Origin of the sequence: Staphylococcus sp. Mo2-1 (assembly GCF_046721385.1) — a bacterium.
Lineage (GTDB): Bacteria > Bacillota > Bacilli > Staphylococcales > Staphylococcaceae > Staphylococcus > Staphylococcus equorum_A.
The window spans coordinates 664,377-677,801 of sequence record NZ_JBEUUK010000001.1; the positions used below are offsets into that span (position 1 = coordinate 664,377).

Sequence of the window (13,425 nt, forward strand, 5' to 3'; positions counted from 1 at the left end):
GGCGTTAAAAGCATGTATGGAAAACGACAGTCGACAGACTCTAAACGGAGGTACTTATTATGCCAGAGAAATTAAGATTAAGATTACAACACTTTGCTGAGAATCCTGAGGGCGACAATGAAAACCCTGAGGGAGACAATGAAAACCCTGAGGGCGACAACGAAAAAACGTTCACACAGGCAGATGTTGACCAAATTATAAAAGACCGTGTGGCGCGTGAGAAGAAAAGCAAAGAGGACGCAGTAAAAGAGGCTGAGAAATTGGCCAAGATGAACAAAGACCAAAAAGCTGAGTACGAACGCGAGCAAATGCAAAAAGAGCTTGATTCATACAAAGCTAAAGAGGCACGCAACGAAATGAAAAAGCATGCAGATGATGTGTTCAAACAAAATGAAATTACACCAAATGACGAGCCGCTTGAGTTAGTCACAGCAGATACAGCAGACCAAACTCAAGCCAATGTGCAGGCTTTCAATGATGTGCTTAATAACATGGTCAAAGAGCAGGTACAGGCTAAATTGTATCAAGGCACACCAAAGAATTACTCAAACGGCAGTGGCGGCGTTACACGTGAATCAATCATGAATATTGCAGATGATTCACAAAGACAGCAAGCCATTGCGCAGAACAGGCATTTATTTTAACTAAAATTTCGGAGGTATATCTATATGAATATTAAACATACAGACGGCAACAAACTTAAATTAAACTTACAACACTTTGCGAGCAGAACCTAACTTGATTGATGTTGAGGCATTAGGTGAGGCAAAGTCGATTGATTTCGCAAACAAAATGGGCGAACGCTTAAATAAATTATTCACAGCATTAGGCATCACGAATAAAATTCCTATGAACGTTGGTTCGGCATTAAAACAATACCGCTTTAACGTTATTGAATCAGAGGCGCCAAACGGTGACGTTGCTGAGGGCGACATCATTCCATTAACTAAAGTTGAACGTGAACTTGTGAACATCACAGAATTGCAATTCCGTAAGTTCCGTAAATCAACATCAGCAGAGTCTATTCAGTCACACGGTTATGATCTAGCAATTAACCGCACAGACGCTGAGCTTATCCGCTATGTGCAGAAGAAATTCCGTACAGACTTCTTCAACACTATTGAGGACGCAGTAAACAACCCTGACCGCACGAATACAGAAGTGTTAACAGGCAAGAATTTACAAGGTGCGTTATCAAGAGGCCGTGCTAACTTATCAGTATTATTAGATGATGAAGTAACACCAATCGCATTAGCAAACCCTAACGATGTAGCGGGTCATTTAGCAGATGGTTTCATCAACTCAAATGGTTCTCAATTCGGATTAAACTTATTAACACCATATGTAGGTGTGCAAGTAATCGAATTCGCAGACGTACCTCAAGGCAGCGTGTACATGACTACAGCAGAAAACTTAAACGTAGCGTACGCAAACCCTCAAGGCGAAATGGGCAGAGCGTTCAACTTTGCATCAGACCAAACAGGTTTTGTAGGCGTATTGCATGATATCCAAGCAAACCGTTTAACAGCAGATACAGTATTCGCATCAGCAATCTCAATGTTCCCTGAAAACGTTGACGCAGTTGTATCAGTATCTATTGAAGAACCTGCAGCAGATGGCGGCGAAACTACACCCAGTTAAGCCTGAGGGCATAACCGTGAGACCAAATATCAAATCGGTCAGAATAACAGCTAAATAGGAGGCTATATAATGGCAGACATTTTAAAAGTTTATCAAGGTGAAACAGTTGTAGGACAAGCAGAACGTGCAACAGACGGCACAGCGTCAGTTACGATTGACAGCCTAGAGGCAGGCACTGAATATGCAGCAGGTACTTATCAAGCTGCTTTCAGTAATGATGCGGGCGAGTCACAAAAAGTTGATGTTCCTGCTTTCACTACTAAGGAAAGCGCACCGGTTGAGCCTCAAAACGTGACTACTGAAACAACTGAGAACACAGCAGACGTAAACGCTGAATAAGGAGGCATAGCGAATGGCTAACCTTGAAGATGTTAAGACCTTGTTATCCATCACGGATAATGAGCAGGACGAATTGCTCAAGAAAATTATAGATAACACTGAAAAGCGTTTGCTTACTTTCCTACCTCTCAATGAACAAGCTATACCGCAAAGGCTTGATTTCATTGTCGAGGAGGTAGCGGTCAAAAGATATAACCGTGTCGGTGCTGAGGGTATGACCTCAGAAACGCTCGACGGACATTCGACAAAGTTTCAAGATGATGACTTTGATGAGTTCCTGAGTTTCATTAAGCGTCTATATCCACCGGAACAAGGCAAAGGCCGCACAGGCAGTGTGACATTCTATTGAGGTACGACCAACGCGCTAAACTTGTGTATGAGGGTGATAAGCGGTACAACCCTGACACAGGTAAGACCGAAAAAGATGAGCAAATTTTCTACACAGGCATACCTTGTCACAAGTCGCCGCTATCACCTGAGCGCACAGCCGTTGAATTCGGTAATGTGCGGCGTGATGTAAGCATCATAAGGCTGAGAGGCCAAATAATGGATAACGTCAGCCATGCCTATATGAATGGCCGCAAATATATCGTCGTACGCCACACCTACTACAGACACGCCACAGTAATGTATTTAGAGCAGGTAAACGATGGCAAAGGTTAAAGGGCTAGGCAAGCTAATAGCGGCGTTGAGTGATGCTGAGGATAGCATTGACGACGATGTGGATTTCATTCTCAAGAAAAGAAGTGAGCAATTTCGCGTTGATACTGTGAAAGAGGCACGCCGTGTCATGACCAAAGGATATTGGACGGGCAATCTAGCCCGTATGGTCAAAGACACCAAAGAGGGTAAACTGAGTTATCTCATCACCTCTAACGCACACTACTCAGGCTTTCTTGAGTACGGAACGCGTTTCATGGAGCCTGAAACTTTCATGTATCAGATTTATCAGAAATACGATAAACAAATTCAAGCAGATATTGAGCGACTCATAAACAGTTAGGAGGCAAGACAGTGGCTAAGCAATCAATAAAATATGAACTATTTAATTATCTTTATAAAGCGTTCAGCGAGCTAGGCGTTCCAGTCGTTAGACGAGTTGACCAATACACAGAGTTAGGCTATCCGTTCATTGCAATTGAAGAAATACAAGACCTTGTATCAGTTCAATCATTCGACAATTATGGCGGTGAGCCAAAAGCACGTATTCACTTATGGAGCGACGCGGACGATCTACAGACGCATGACAGGCTTTATATTCAGATTCAAGATATTCTCATGAAAACTGAGCAGCTACCCTCCTATCATGTTTCATTGGACAGCATCAATACAAATGACATAAATGACGATACGACAAACACACATTTGCAAGCACAGCATCATTGATTCAGAATTTCAAACACTCTAGGCGTGCCTCATAGCAGGTGTGCCTTTTTATATTTCAATCAGGAGGTCATGACATTATGGCAATTAAACAAGGTACTGACGAACTTGCATTAGTTCGTAAAGCAGGCGAGGCCGTAGAGGCAAATAAAATCATGTGGATTACTGAGCTTGAGCGTGAAACAGAACGCGACTCAGACCAAGAGGCAACAATTGACGGCTCGGTTAGCTCAGGCGGCACATTAGAGTCAACTGTAACTATCACATCTTATATGGACGTTGATGACGAGTTAAGTGACGAGATTGAAGATGCTCGCCGAAGATGGCGAGGCATACGAGCTATGGGTTATTAATAAAAAAGTTAAAAATGAACAAGGGCAGTATAAAGCTGAATACCGTCAAGGTACATGGAACAGCATTACACGTACAAATGAGGCTGACTCTATTGCAGAATTCGAGACTGAATTTGCAGTTTACGCTAAGAAAGTACGCGGCTATGCAACGCTACCAACAATCGTTGAAGAAAATAAAACAGCTTACGGATTCCATGACACTACAGCTGAGGACGTTGCAGACGATGGTCTTGTATCAATCCCTCAACCTGACGACAGCACAGGCGATGGCACAGAACAGACTACACCCTAGTACGCCCCAAAATGTTGAAACAGTAACTACTCAAAATAGTGTACAGATTTCGGCTGAATAGGGGACGGAAAAACATCATAGGCGGGCAAATAGCCCGTCTTTTTCTTTATAAAAAATCGGAGGTATTCACAATATGGAAATTAAACATAACGGCAAAGATATCGAGCTATCATTCGGCTTTAAATTTATGAACGACGTTGATAAGAAACTAGGCATGGAAATGGAACAGATGAGCATTGGTCAAGGTATTCAAATGTTAATACCTAACTTGCAAGACGGCAACCCAGTGGCAATTGGTCACACAATTATTGCCGCAACTTCTCATAACAAGAAAGCCCCTAAATCAGACGAAGAAATCTCAGCAGTATTGGACGAAATCGCTGACGAACAAGGTTTCGATGAGTTTGCCGAACAAGTTATCACGGAGTTGGGAAAGCGACCTATGACCCGAAACCTCGTACCGGAAGAATACAGAGAAGTGAAGAAAGCCAAGAAATAGAAAAGCAGCCGCCGCTCACTTATGACCGCGTTATCGTGTTGTGCATGAGTGAGCTAGGCATATATGATCTGAAAGAAATAGAGGTCATGACACTGACTGAATTCAACTATCGCATGTACGCCCGAGAATACGAAATGCTCAAGGAAGAATATGACATTTACCGTTTAGCCTTTGCGATTCGTGATGCTAAAGCTGAGCAAAAGAAAAAAGGCGGCAAAAAAGGCGAGAACGAATTCAAATATAACGGTGCAGACGACATTATCAACTATAAGGAAAACCTCGAAAGACTCAACAGAGGTGAATCCGTTCAGATGGGCGACTCAGACAAGCAAGAAGATGACAAGCCGCCAATTGATGTGTTGAGACAAATCAGAAATCACAATAAATCAAAGTAGAGGAGGGAATTCATGGCAGATTATAAGATTAGTACAAGTATTGATGCTAAAACCTCAAAATTCAGAAACGCCTTTAATAAGGCTAAACGTATAGCTGAACGTTTCAAAGCCTCTACTGAGAGTATGAAAGACACAGAGGTCGATGCTGACACGTCAGGATTTAGAGCCAAGATGAGAGCAGACAAGCAACACAATGGACTCATTCAGCCGCATGAGAGCTAAGTCGACACTAGACGTGAACAGCTCAGCGAGCATCAGCTAAAATTGCTCGTTTCAAAGCCATGTTGAAATCAATTCCGAACAAACACCGTACACGGCTAGACGTAGACAGCAGACCCGCACTCAGTGCTTTTAGGTCTATTACAGCGAGCAATGAATAACTTTAAAAGTACATTAAGTACAATAGCAGGCAATATCAGAACGGTTGGAACTGTAGCAGGTAACGTGTTCAAAGGCTCGATGCTTTCAGGCATCACAGCATTAGTTCCTGCAATTGCCGCAGTTGTACCTGCACTTATGGCCGTACTCAACGCAACGGCAGTAGTAGGCGGCGGAGCAATCGGAATGGTTGGCGCGTTCGCTACAGCAGGCGCAGGTGTTGTGGGATTCGGAGCAATGGCGATGAGCGCATTGCAGATGGTCGAGGACGGCACACTTGCAGTGACGAGTGAGGTCGAAAGCTACCGCTCAGCAGTAAATAGCCTCAAATCAGCATGGCAGGGTGTTGTCGCTCAGAATCAGTCAGAGATATTCAACACGCTAGCCAATGCAGTGAATACGGCAAAGGTCGCACTTGCAGGGCTTACGCCTTTTCTTGATGGTGTGGCTCAAGGCATGGAATCAGCAAGTAAAGCTACTTTGAATTGGGCTAAAAACTCACAAGTGGCGACAGACTTCTTTGACATGATGGGAACTACAGGCGTGCGAATCTTCAACAATATGCTAAGTGCAGCAGGCAACTTTGGTAGTGGTTTAATTGCTTTAATTACCAACCTTGCACCACTGACTGAATGGGTGTCTAAAGGTTTCGAGAACATGGGCAAATCATTCAATGAGTGGGCAACTAGTGTTGAGGGCAGCACAGCCATTCAGGATTTCACGGACTATGTAAAAACGAACTTACCTCTCATAGGTGAGATATTCGGTTCAACATTTAGAGGCATCTTCAACTTGATGAAAGCATTTGCACCTAACTCACAAGTAATATTTGAGTCATTGGCACAAATGGCAAACAGATTCGAGCAATGGAGCGCCACTATCGCTGAGTCGGACGGTTTCCAACAATTCGTGAAATACGTGCAAGAAAATGGGCCAATTCTTATCAGCTTGATAGGCAATATCATAAGCGTATTAGTCAACATAGGCATAGCGTTGGCTCCACTAGGGGCTAAGGTGCTACAAGTCGCAAACGCATTTGCTGAGTGGCTTGCACAATTGACAGCGACTCACCCTATAGTCGGAATATTAATCGGTGTTGTGGCATCACTTGCGGGCATGTTCATGGCATTATGGCCTGCAATCCAGTTCGTGATACAGGTGATCATTCCGTTAGTTTCTCAATTTTCTATTTTTCTAGGTATAGGCACATTAGTTCAGGGTGCGTTATCAGCCCTTGCAGGTGCATTTGGCGCAGTGACGGCTCCAGTGTGGGCAGTTATTGGCGTAGTCGTCGCTTTGATAGGCTTTTTCGTTGCATTATGGAACAGCTCAGAGCAATTAAGAACGCAAATGATTGCGAGCATGGGAGGCAATTAAGCAGGCAGTGATGCAAGCCGTTCAAGCAATCATTCAATTTATATCTCAGCTCATCACTAGAATTCAAGAAATTGTAGCGCCTTTAGTTCCGATTTTCCAACAAACGTGGAACGATATAGTTTCAGTAGTGGAAACAGCGGTAAATTTAATTTCACCAATCGTGCAGCAGGCGTGGAATACCATCAAGGCAGCGACGCAGGTTGCGTGGGAGCTTATCAAACTAGTCATCACAGTCGCAATGGAGGTCGTCGTCAGCACTATAACGGCGCTACTTCAAGTCTTATCAGGCGATTGGTCAGGCGCGTGGCAGACTATCAAATCAGCAGGCGAGAATATTTGGCAGGCTATCGTTGAGGCAGCTAAGAATATTTTTAATATTTTAAAAGAATGGCTATCGAATTTGTGGGACTCAATCAAGCAAAACGCCGTCACAGCGTGGAACGCGCTCAAAGGTCAGGCGTCTAGTATTTGGCAGAGTATTGTTTCCGGAATACAGTCCGTAGTTCAAGGACTCGTTGGCATATTGTCGTCCATATGGTCGTCAATTGTCAGCACAGCGTCGTCCATGTGGTCATCATTGGTGGTCATAGCGTCCTCCATATGGGGGTCTATCGTTGATACTATAAGCTCAATTGTTGATAGTATTGTCAGTTTTGTTAGTTCGGCATGGTCGAGCATTTCAAGCACGACATCATCAATCTTTAGCTCAATATCCTCAACGGTTTCGAGTATTTGGTCGTCAATCGTGAGTGCGATTTCGTCCTTTATATCTAATATCGTCAGTACGGTTTCGAGCGGTTGGAATAACGTGATGAGTACGATTTCATCAATCCTAAGCTCAATAGCCTCAACGGTTTCGAGCATATGGTCATCTATCGTCAGCACAATCAGCTCATTCATTTCAAATATCGTCAGCACAGTGTCAAACGGTTGGAATAATGTTCTAAGTGCTATCTCATCAGCTATGAGCGGCATTATCAGCGCCGTCGTATCAGGATTTAGCAGTGTGGTCAGTGCAGTGACATCAGGCGTATCAAACGCAGTGAGTGCGGCCAAGTCATTCGTTGGCGACATGGTGTCAGCAGGTGTTTACTTGATTCAAGGCATGATAAACGGTGTTAAACAGATGGCCGGTAAATTGATAAGTGCAGCTAAAGGCGTTGTAGGCGACGCAGTTGCAGTGCGCTAAGTCATTACTAGGCATACATTCACCGTCTAAAGTGTTTAAAGAAATCGGACAATACACAATGCAAGGTATGCAGATAGGCTTAAACGACCGCGGCAAGAAAGTTGTTCGCGATACAGGAAGAATTGCACAACAAATGACACAAGGATTCAGACCTGACTTGCAAGCACGCCCTATGGTTCAAGGTATCAATCGCGAATTGAACAACCTATCTAACCGAGGACACGTAACAGCTAGCCACTCGACGAGAGTTAAGGCCGAGCCAAGCACAATGAACTTACGTATACAGCTTGATACAGATGATGAAGTTCTAACAGCTAAGGTAAACGGCGTAAACGCACGCGATGGCGAGGTACTATCATTTTAGTTAGGAGGTATGACTTATCGACCTAAAAATCACAAGACAGAATGGCGAATCATTCACACTAGGTGAGTACGGTGTGGACGTCACTGACGTTGTGATTAGTGGTATTGAAATGGAGGAACAAACCCGTGACATTCAAGGCCTAAACGGTGCTTTTGACATGGGCGCAACATACAAAGGGCGCGAAATAACCGTGCCTTTTTCATTTCAAGGTCAGAATTTGGCCTCTTATCCACTTTTCAGAGATTTAATTTATAAACTCACAACCAGCACTGAATCTTATTACATTCAGGAATTACGCAGGCCGCAAATAGCAGGCTATACATTCAAAGATGTGAAGAACTCAAATGCAGTATCCCAAGATCAGTACGGTAGAGATACAGTATTCGACGAAACGCAATCAGAGAACGAGGTCAGCACAGGAAAACGCTACCTTGTAAGGCTTTCAGGCGCTACTGAGATAGAGCAATCAGCTCATACCTCTAAAGGCAAAGGCGAGCTAACGTTTCATACGACAGAGCTGCCATTTGCTGAAAGTATTGGCACATCAACAGATTTAGAGCGTGACGGATTACACTATACGGAAAACCCTATTTGGTCTTATGGCATGGGGCTAAACAATGACCCTGCAACCAGACAATACACCTTTGATGTGAGCGCAGGGCAGTCATTCGAAGTATTCAATTTTGGTGATGTACCTATTGACCAATTTAATCAACATTTAATTTTAAGGCTTAAATTCAATCAAGACTTAGACGACACTTTGAAATTTGGTTTTAACGACACTGACATACACCTTGATGGCCCAAAAGCCAATATCAGCGCAGGTGACATTATCACTTATGAAACGGGTGGTTATTTCAATAATGGCTTAAGTATCTTAAATGCAACAAATTACAAAATACCCGAGTTACAAGAGGGATTAAATAAATTAATGTTTAACGGCACGTATGACCTGACAATTGAGGTCGAGTGTCGTTTTTACTATCTATAGGAGGTCAGACAATATGGCAAGAAAAGAAATTACAACACCATTAGACCTGAAAAACCTTGAAAACCATAACGAAAACTATGATGAGTTATACGGGCTGATTGATGAAACTGACAGACGTATCAGCGAGGATATGTGGGAAGAAATCAAAGACGCCAACACGATGAAAATGCTTGAGCCAGTACAGACAGCGGCTGAGCTGCCAAGTGAGGCGGCTGACAAGTCACTCATTACAGTCATTGACGAGCAGCGTGTTTATGTCTTTGTAAATGGTGAGTGGCAACCTTTCAGCGAGATAGACCTCGACCCGTTCGAGCCTTTCAAAGATGAGCTAGCCGCAATCGTTGCCGCTTATGAAAAGCAGATACAGAGTATCACTACTGAGGTACAGAATACTAAGACCTCAGCCATTGACTCTATACAAAGTACACAGACGCAATCTGAGGCGAGTATTACTCAGACGAAACAAAGTGCTAATGATTCTATTAACCAAACGCAGACAGAGGCTGAGAGTAACATAGGCGCTATTCGTGATGAAATGTCAACACAAGCCTCAGAGCTGACAGCATTATTTAACGACTCAATGGATAAGCTTACTAGCAAACAAGATACCGCACTTGCTGAGGTGGACAGTGCTAAACAGGCAGCTATCACAGCCCTTGAGGATTTCAACAATACCGACACATCTAATTGGCAAAAGTACAAGCTTACAGATGAAAAAGGCGCAAGTGAAACTATTGGCCTAAATAATGATATTGAACAGCCGCACAGCCTGCCCAACGGTAGATTTTACACAACAAGCACACCGATAGAAATGGCGTCCTCCTCAGCAGGTTTCACAACAGTCGAAGAAAGAGATTCATATTCAGGGCTAAGACGCATTGAGTTCAGACCTTACAACTCTACACAGAAATTTGTTAAAAGACTGTATGACACGTGGAGCGATTGGGAACCGGTAGAGGGGTCTCAAATAATACTGTATGAGGGCGGAGTATCAGGTGTCGGCTCAAAATTTAATTTAAATGATGACCCGTCAAAATACACATACCTCGTGGTGTATGGCACAAATGGCGACGGAACATATATCAGCCCCGCTGCTCCTTACATTGACGGGCATTTTTTCGCTAAGGATTTAAGTATTTTCGCAGGTGCTGACGGCGCCATGTTGTATGAGATAGAGTGCCATCAAGGTGCTACACCGACGGAATATGAGATATTTAATAGCTTATTCTATAGAATCCACACAGATGAGTCAGCAGAATCAGCGACAGCAAGTATCACAAAGATTGTAGGTGTTAAATAATGGAGATGGACACAGACGGCGTTGTTAATGACATGCTAAACATTAGAATTAATGAGAATGATGAAATTACTTCATTCGCAATTGTGGGCGGTGTTGGTGACGATGGTATTTTCGTATCTTACGAAGTGGCGCCTGAGAACTTTATGACTGATTTTCAAAAAGGCTATTTTCTTTATAAAAATGATGTTATATCAGAAAACCCTAACTTTAAGCCTATTGTCGATACAGTTTAAAAATACAGTTAAGAGGTGCATTACATGGCTTTAATTCTTAAAGACCTAGACGGTAACGCCTACCCAGTGGAAACAGTAACCAACCACACTGTCAGAATGAACAGCGACGGTATGCTCACATTTAATGTGATTGAGAATGATCAAACGTCACACTTCATCAATGATATATCTAAATTGTGGCGTGTTGAGAATGTGACAGGGCAGGCTGAATCACAGGCTTACGTTGTAGTTATTGCTAAGCGTAGAGCTACTAAGCATAAACAATATATCGAGGTTACAGCTAAAGAGGAGCAATTCGACTATTTAGAAACTCACAGGGTATACGAGAACATCACAGGGAGCCGTACAGGCGTAGACTTCTTAAACTTGATATTTGATGATACACCTTACAGTTATGTGCTCGCTAGAGGGCGTATATGCTAAAGAGTGGGAAAACGCAGGCGATGGCCAGTCACGTTTTGAAATGTTCCTAAATTGGTTAGAGCGTTATGGTTTTGAATTTCAATATGAGCCAACCTCAAAAACTTTCAAGTTGGGCGCGCGCATTTCGCGTCGTCCGGCTTACTATATTTCTAAAAAGCTAAACGCTAACGATATAAGTTTTGAGGAGGACGCAACAAGTTTCTATACTTACGCTCGAGGCTTTTTTGATTACGACGGTGCGGATAACATTCATGCTGCCAATCATGTGAGGGAATATCCGAAAGGTAAATCTAGCCCAATGATTGAGTTATTCGGTGTTAGAGAGGCGCCTCCAGTTACTGACGGGCGTGTGACAGATAAAGAACTTATGGACGAAATGCTTGAGAAACAAGTTGAGCAGTCACTCAAGATGAGTATTGAGCTTGATTTCGTAACGTTAGGACATAATTACCCTTTCGCGCAGACCTGAGATTGGTGACGAGATTCCGGTTATTGATGATACTATCAATTTTAATCGAGTGTTAAGAATCCAAGAAATCAAAACAACGCGTGACGCTCACCATAAAATCATTAAGCAGACAATCGTCGTAGGCGACCCTAGACGTGAAGTCAGATATAAAAAAGATCAATCCGGTGCAGTGTCAGCGATTAATGATTTGATGGCAGGCCGTACGAAAATAAAAGAATCAGTGCTGCCTGCAGCAATCAAAGAGTCAACTCAAATGTTAATGGATACAGCAAGTGAGTTGTCGTTCAGCGAACAAGGCATCATGGCCGTGGATAAAGACAATCCTAACTATGTGACGTTGCTAAACTCAAGTGGTTTAGGTGTCAGTAAGGACGGTGGCCAAACGTTCCACAACGCGATTACACGCGGTCAGATAAACGCTGACTTGATTACAGCCGGCTCCTTAAATGCTGATTACATTAGAGGTGGAACATTAGACGCTAACCTTGTCAATGTGGTCGGAGGCGATGGCGACAAATACATCACTATGAAAAATGATGAAATGACGCTATACGGTACTTATACAAGAGATTGGCAAGGCAATGTTACTACAAACGGCGTGTATACCCGTTTCAAAGATGGACATTTACGTTTCAGAAATAATAATGAAAATCGCTCTATTTATGTATCAGACTTTGGTATATCAACCTACATTGACGGTAATGCTCACGACGCGTCAGGAACACTCGAGTTTTTCGATTACACATACGACAGTGGCGCGCGTGGTGTGACGCCGCAATCAGGTTTAGGTGTAGTGGCATTGAGGTCAGACGCAAACAGAATGGTCATTGAGGCAGATGATACGGTCAACATAGGCAGTAACAAATACTCAGTTTATATGAGGCCTTTCACATCAACGCGTATGGGCGTAAATGAGTTTCAATTTTACGTTAAGGACAATCCAAGCGCACTAGCGACTGACGGCGCGTTGCTATATGGTAACTTGACCGGCTCAGGTACTCGAATGGGGTCAGGTATCAGATTCAGCAAAGAGCTACCAGTAATTTACGCCACTAACGAGAATGGTGATATGGGCAGTGGCTACTTTTACGGCGCGGGCTTTCAGGGGGATTGGTTGGCCAAGAATACGAACGTTTACGCTTGTGTAGATGGTGCTTTGCGAGTTACAGATAAAAGAGGTTATAACAACGGCTATCCTAACTATAAAGATATTCAGGCTGATAAAATTCAAGCTAACTCTATTCGAGTGAATGGTGATTACAACCTATATTTAGGTACATCAACAGGTGAAGTGCGTGTAACTAATAATCTATTGACCAATGGCTATAAGCCTTTAAGAGCATCAATTTTATACGGTGAAAACAGGTCGAATTCTTCTGAGAAATATAAAACGAATATAGAGCCGTGGAACGCAGACGCTACACAGATGTTGAGGAATACCGAGTTTTATGAGTATAACTATAAAACTGATATAGAGGAGGGTGTAACTCAAAAAAGTCACGGGGTCATTCTTGAAAGAGAAACGCCTGAGCATCTCACGCAAGATGGTGACTCATTGACTATGTATGAGCTAGTTTCCACCATAGGCAAAGCATTAAAAGAACAAATTGAAAGAAATGACAAATTGGAGGTAATTATAAATGAACAACAATAATCAAGAAGATATCGAAAAAGCAGTATTACAAAGTAGGTTATTTGAAGAAATTCAACGTAGCACTAAATTACAGGCTGATTTAGAACTAACCTACAGAGAGCTAGAGGCATACAAAAATCAGCAAGACTATAACGACGAATAACAA

At 42.9% G+C, this 13,425-nt stretch carries 20 protein-coding genes and 1 pseudogene; 20 read left to right on the forward strand and 1 reads right to left on the reverse strand.

Going from position 1 to position 13,425, the window contains the following annotated elements; all coding sequences use genetic code 11:
* Positions 1-59 precede the first annotated feature (59 nt).
* The 11 genes and pseudogenes from ABLV95_RS03430 (at position 60) to ABLV95_RS03480 (ending at position 6,657) form a co-directional block, all read left to right on the forward strand.
* Positions 60-644, forward strand: coding sequence for a DUF4355 domain-containing protein (locus ABLV95_RS03430; RefSeq protein WP_460876394.1), 585 nt, complete (start codon positions 60-62; stop codon positions 642-644).
* Positions 645-720: 76 nt separating this feature from the next.
* A complete protein-coding gene (locus ABLV95_RS03435) occupies positions 721-1,641 on the forward strand; it encodes a capsid protein (protein WP_460876396.1) in 921 nt (306 codons plus the stop codon).
* Between the two features lie 69 nt (positions 1,642-1,710).
* The gene (locus ABLV95_RS03440) at positions 1,711-1,980 is read left to right on the forward strand and encodes a fibronectin type III domain-containing protein (protein WP_411039109.1); all 270 of its coding nucleotides are present in this window, start codon (positions 1,711-1,713) and stop codon (positions 1,978-1,980) included.
* A 13-nt stretch (positions 1,981-1,993) separates the two neighbouring features.
* Positions 1,994-2,329, forward strand: a complete 336-nt coding sequence (locus ABLV95_RS03445; protein ID WP_411039108.1) for a phage head-tail connector protein — start codon at positions 1,994-1,996, stop codon at positions 2,327-2,329.
* A gap of 300 nt (positions 2,330-2,629) precedes the next feature.
* The gene (locus ABLV95_RS03450; RefSeq protein WP_411039107.1) at positions 2,630-2,983 is read left to right on the forward strand and encodes an HK97-gp10 family putative phage morphogenesis protein; all 354 of its coding nucleotides are present in this window, start codon (positions 2,630-2,632) and stop codon (positions 2,981-2,983) included.
* 11 nt (positions 2,984-2,994) lie between these two features.
* Complete coding sequence (locus ABLV95_RS03455) at positions 2,995-3,366, forward strand: hypothetical protein (RefSeq protein ID WP_460876400.1); 372 nt, start codon at positions 2,995-2,997, stop codon at positions 3,364-3,366.
* Between the two features lie 77 nt (positions 3,367-3,443).
* Positions 3,444-4,008, forward strand: a pseudogene (locus tag ABLV95_RS03460) (phage major tail protein, TP901-1 family).
* A gap of 133 nt (positions 4,009-4,141) precedes the next feature.
* Positions 4,142-4,507: a tail assembly chaperone gene (locus ABLV95_RS03465; protein ID WP_411039106.1), complete on the forward strand. Its 366-nt coding sequence runs from the start codon at positions 4,142-4,144 to the stop codon at positions 4,505-4,507.
* Positions 4,508-4,593: 86 nt separating this feature from the next.
* Complete coding sequence (locus tag ABLV95_RS03470; RefSeq protein ID WP_411039105.1) at positions 4,594-4,902, forward strand: hypothetical protein; 309 nt, start codon at positions 4,594-4,596, stop codon at positions 4,900-4,902.
* Between the two features lie 12 nt (positions 4,903-4,914).
* A complete protein-coding gene (locus ABLV95_RS03475; protein WP_460876403.1) occupies positions 4,915-5,124 on the forward strand; it encodes a hypothetical protein in 210 nt (69 codons plus the stop codon).
* A 123-nt stretch (positions 5,125-5,247) separates the two neighbouring features.
* On the forward strand, positions 5,248-6,657 hold the full coding sequence (locus tag ABLV95_RS03480; protein ID WP_460876405.1) for a hypothetical protein: 1,410 nt from the start codon (positions 5,248-5,250) through the stop codon (positions 6,655-6,657).
* A 504-nt stretch (positions 6,658-7,161) separates the two neighbouring features.
* Here the strand turns inward: ABLV95_RS03480 and ABLV95_RS03485 are convergent.
* Positions 7,162-7,632 (reverse strand): hypothetical protein, encoded by a 471-nt coding sequence (locus tag ABLV95_RS03485; protein ID WP_460876407.1) that lies wholly within the window; start codon positions 7,630-7,632, stop codon positions 7,162-7,164.
* Between ABLV95_RS03485 and ABLV95_RS03490 the strand changes: the two genes are divergently transcribed.
* From ABLV95_RS03490 to ABLV95_RS03530, 9 genes are read left to right on the forward strand one after another with little or no spacing between them, the layout of a single operon-like run.
* Positions 7,622-7,846, forward strand: coding sequence for a hypothetical protein (locus ABLV95_RS03490; RefSeq protein ID WP_460876408.1), 225 nt, complete (start codon positions 7,622-7,624; stop codon positions 7,844-7,846). The two genes, ABLV95_RS03485 and ABLV95_RS03490, sit on opposite strands and share 11 nt — an antisense overlap.
* Positions 7,833-8,210: a hypothetical protein gene (locus ABLV95_RS03495; RefSeq protein WP_460876410.1), complete on the forward strand. Its 378-nt coding sequence runs from the start codon at positions 7,833-7,835 to the stop codon at positions 8,208-8,210. The genes ABLV95_RS03490 and ABLV95_RS03495 overlap by 14 nt, the downstream gene beginning before the upstream one ends.
* A gap of 28 nt (positions 8,211-8,238) precedes the next feature.
* Positions 8,239-9,201, forward strand: coding sequence for a phage tail domain-containing protein (locus ABLV95_RS03500; protein WP_460876731.1), 963 nt, complete (start codon positions 8,239-8,241; stop codon positions 9,199-9,201).
* Between the two features lie 13 nt (positions 9,202-9,214).
* Positions 9,215-10,501: a hypothetical protein gene (locus tag ABLV95_RS03505; protein WP_460876412.1), complete on the forward strand. Its 1,287-nt coding sequence runs from the start codon at positions 9,215-9,217 to the stop codon at positions 10,499-10,501.
* The gene (locus tag ABLV95_RS03510) at positions 10,501-10,734 is read left to right on the forward strand and encodes a DUF2977 domain-containing protein (RefSeq protein WP_253345325.1); all 234 of its coding nucleotides are present in this window, start codon (positions 10,501-10,503) and stop codon (positions 10,732-10,734) included. The genes ABLV95_RS03505 and ABLV95_RS03510 overlap by 1 nt, the downstream gene beginning before the upstream one ends.
* Before the next feature lie 24 nt (positions 10,735-10,758).
* The gene (locus tag ABLV95_RS03515; protein WP_460876414.1) at positions 10,759-11,157 is read left to right on the forward strand and encodes a hypothetical protein; all 399 of its coding nucleotides are present in this window, start codon (positions 10,759-10,761) and stop codon (positions 11,155-11,157) included.
* Positions 11,129-11,626 (forward strand): phage tail protein, encoded by a 498-nt coding sequence (locus tag ABLV95_RS03520; protein ID WP_460876416.1) that lies wholly within the window; start codon positions 11,129-11,131, stop codon positions 11,624-11,626. The genes ABLV95_RS03515 and ABLV95_RS03520 overlap by 29 nt, the downstream gene beginning before the upstream one ends.
* Before the next feature lie 49 nt (positions 11,627-11,675).
* Positions 11,676-13,280, forward strand: a complete 1,605-nt coding sequence (locus ABLV95_RS03525; RefSeq protein ID WP_460876418.1) for a hypothetical protein — start codon at positions 11,676-11,678, stop codon at positions 13,278-13,280.
* The gene (locus ABLV95_RS03530) at positions 13,267-13,422 is read left to right on the forward strand and encodes a hypothetical protein (RefSeq protein ID WP_411039100.1); all 156 of its coding nucleotides are present in this window, start codon (positions 13,267-13,269) and stop codon (positions 13,420-13,422) included. Before ABLV95_RS03525 ends, ABLV95_RS03530 begins: the two co-directional genes overlap by 14 nt.
* The last annotated feature ends 3 nt before the right edge of the window (positions 13,423-13,425 follow it).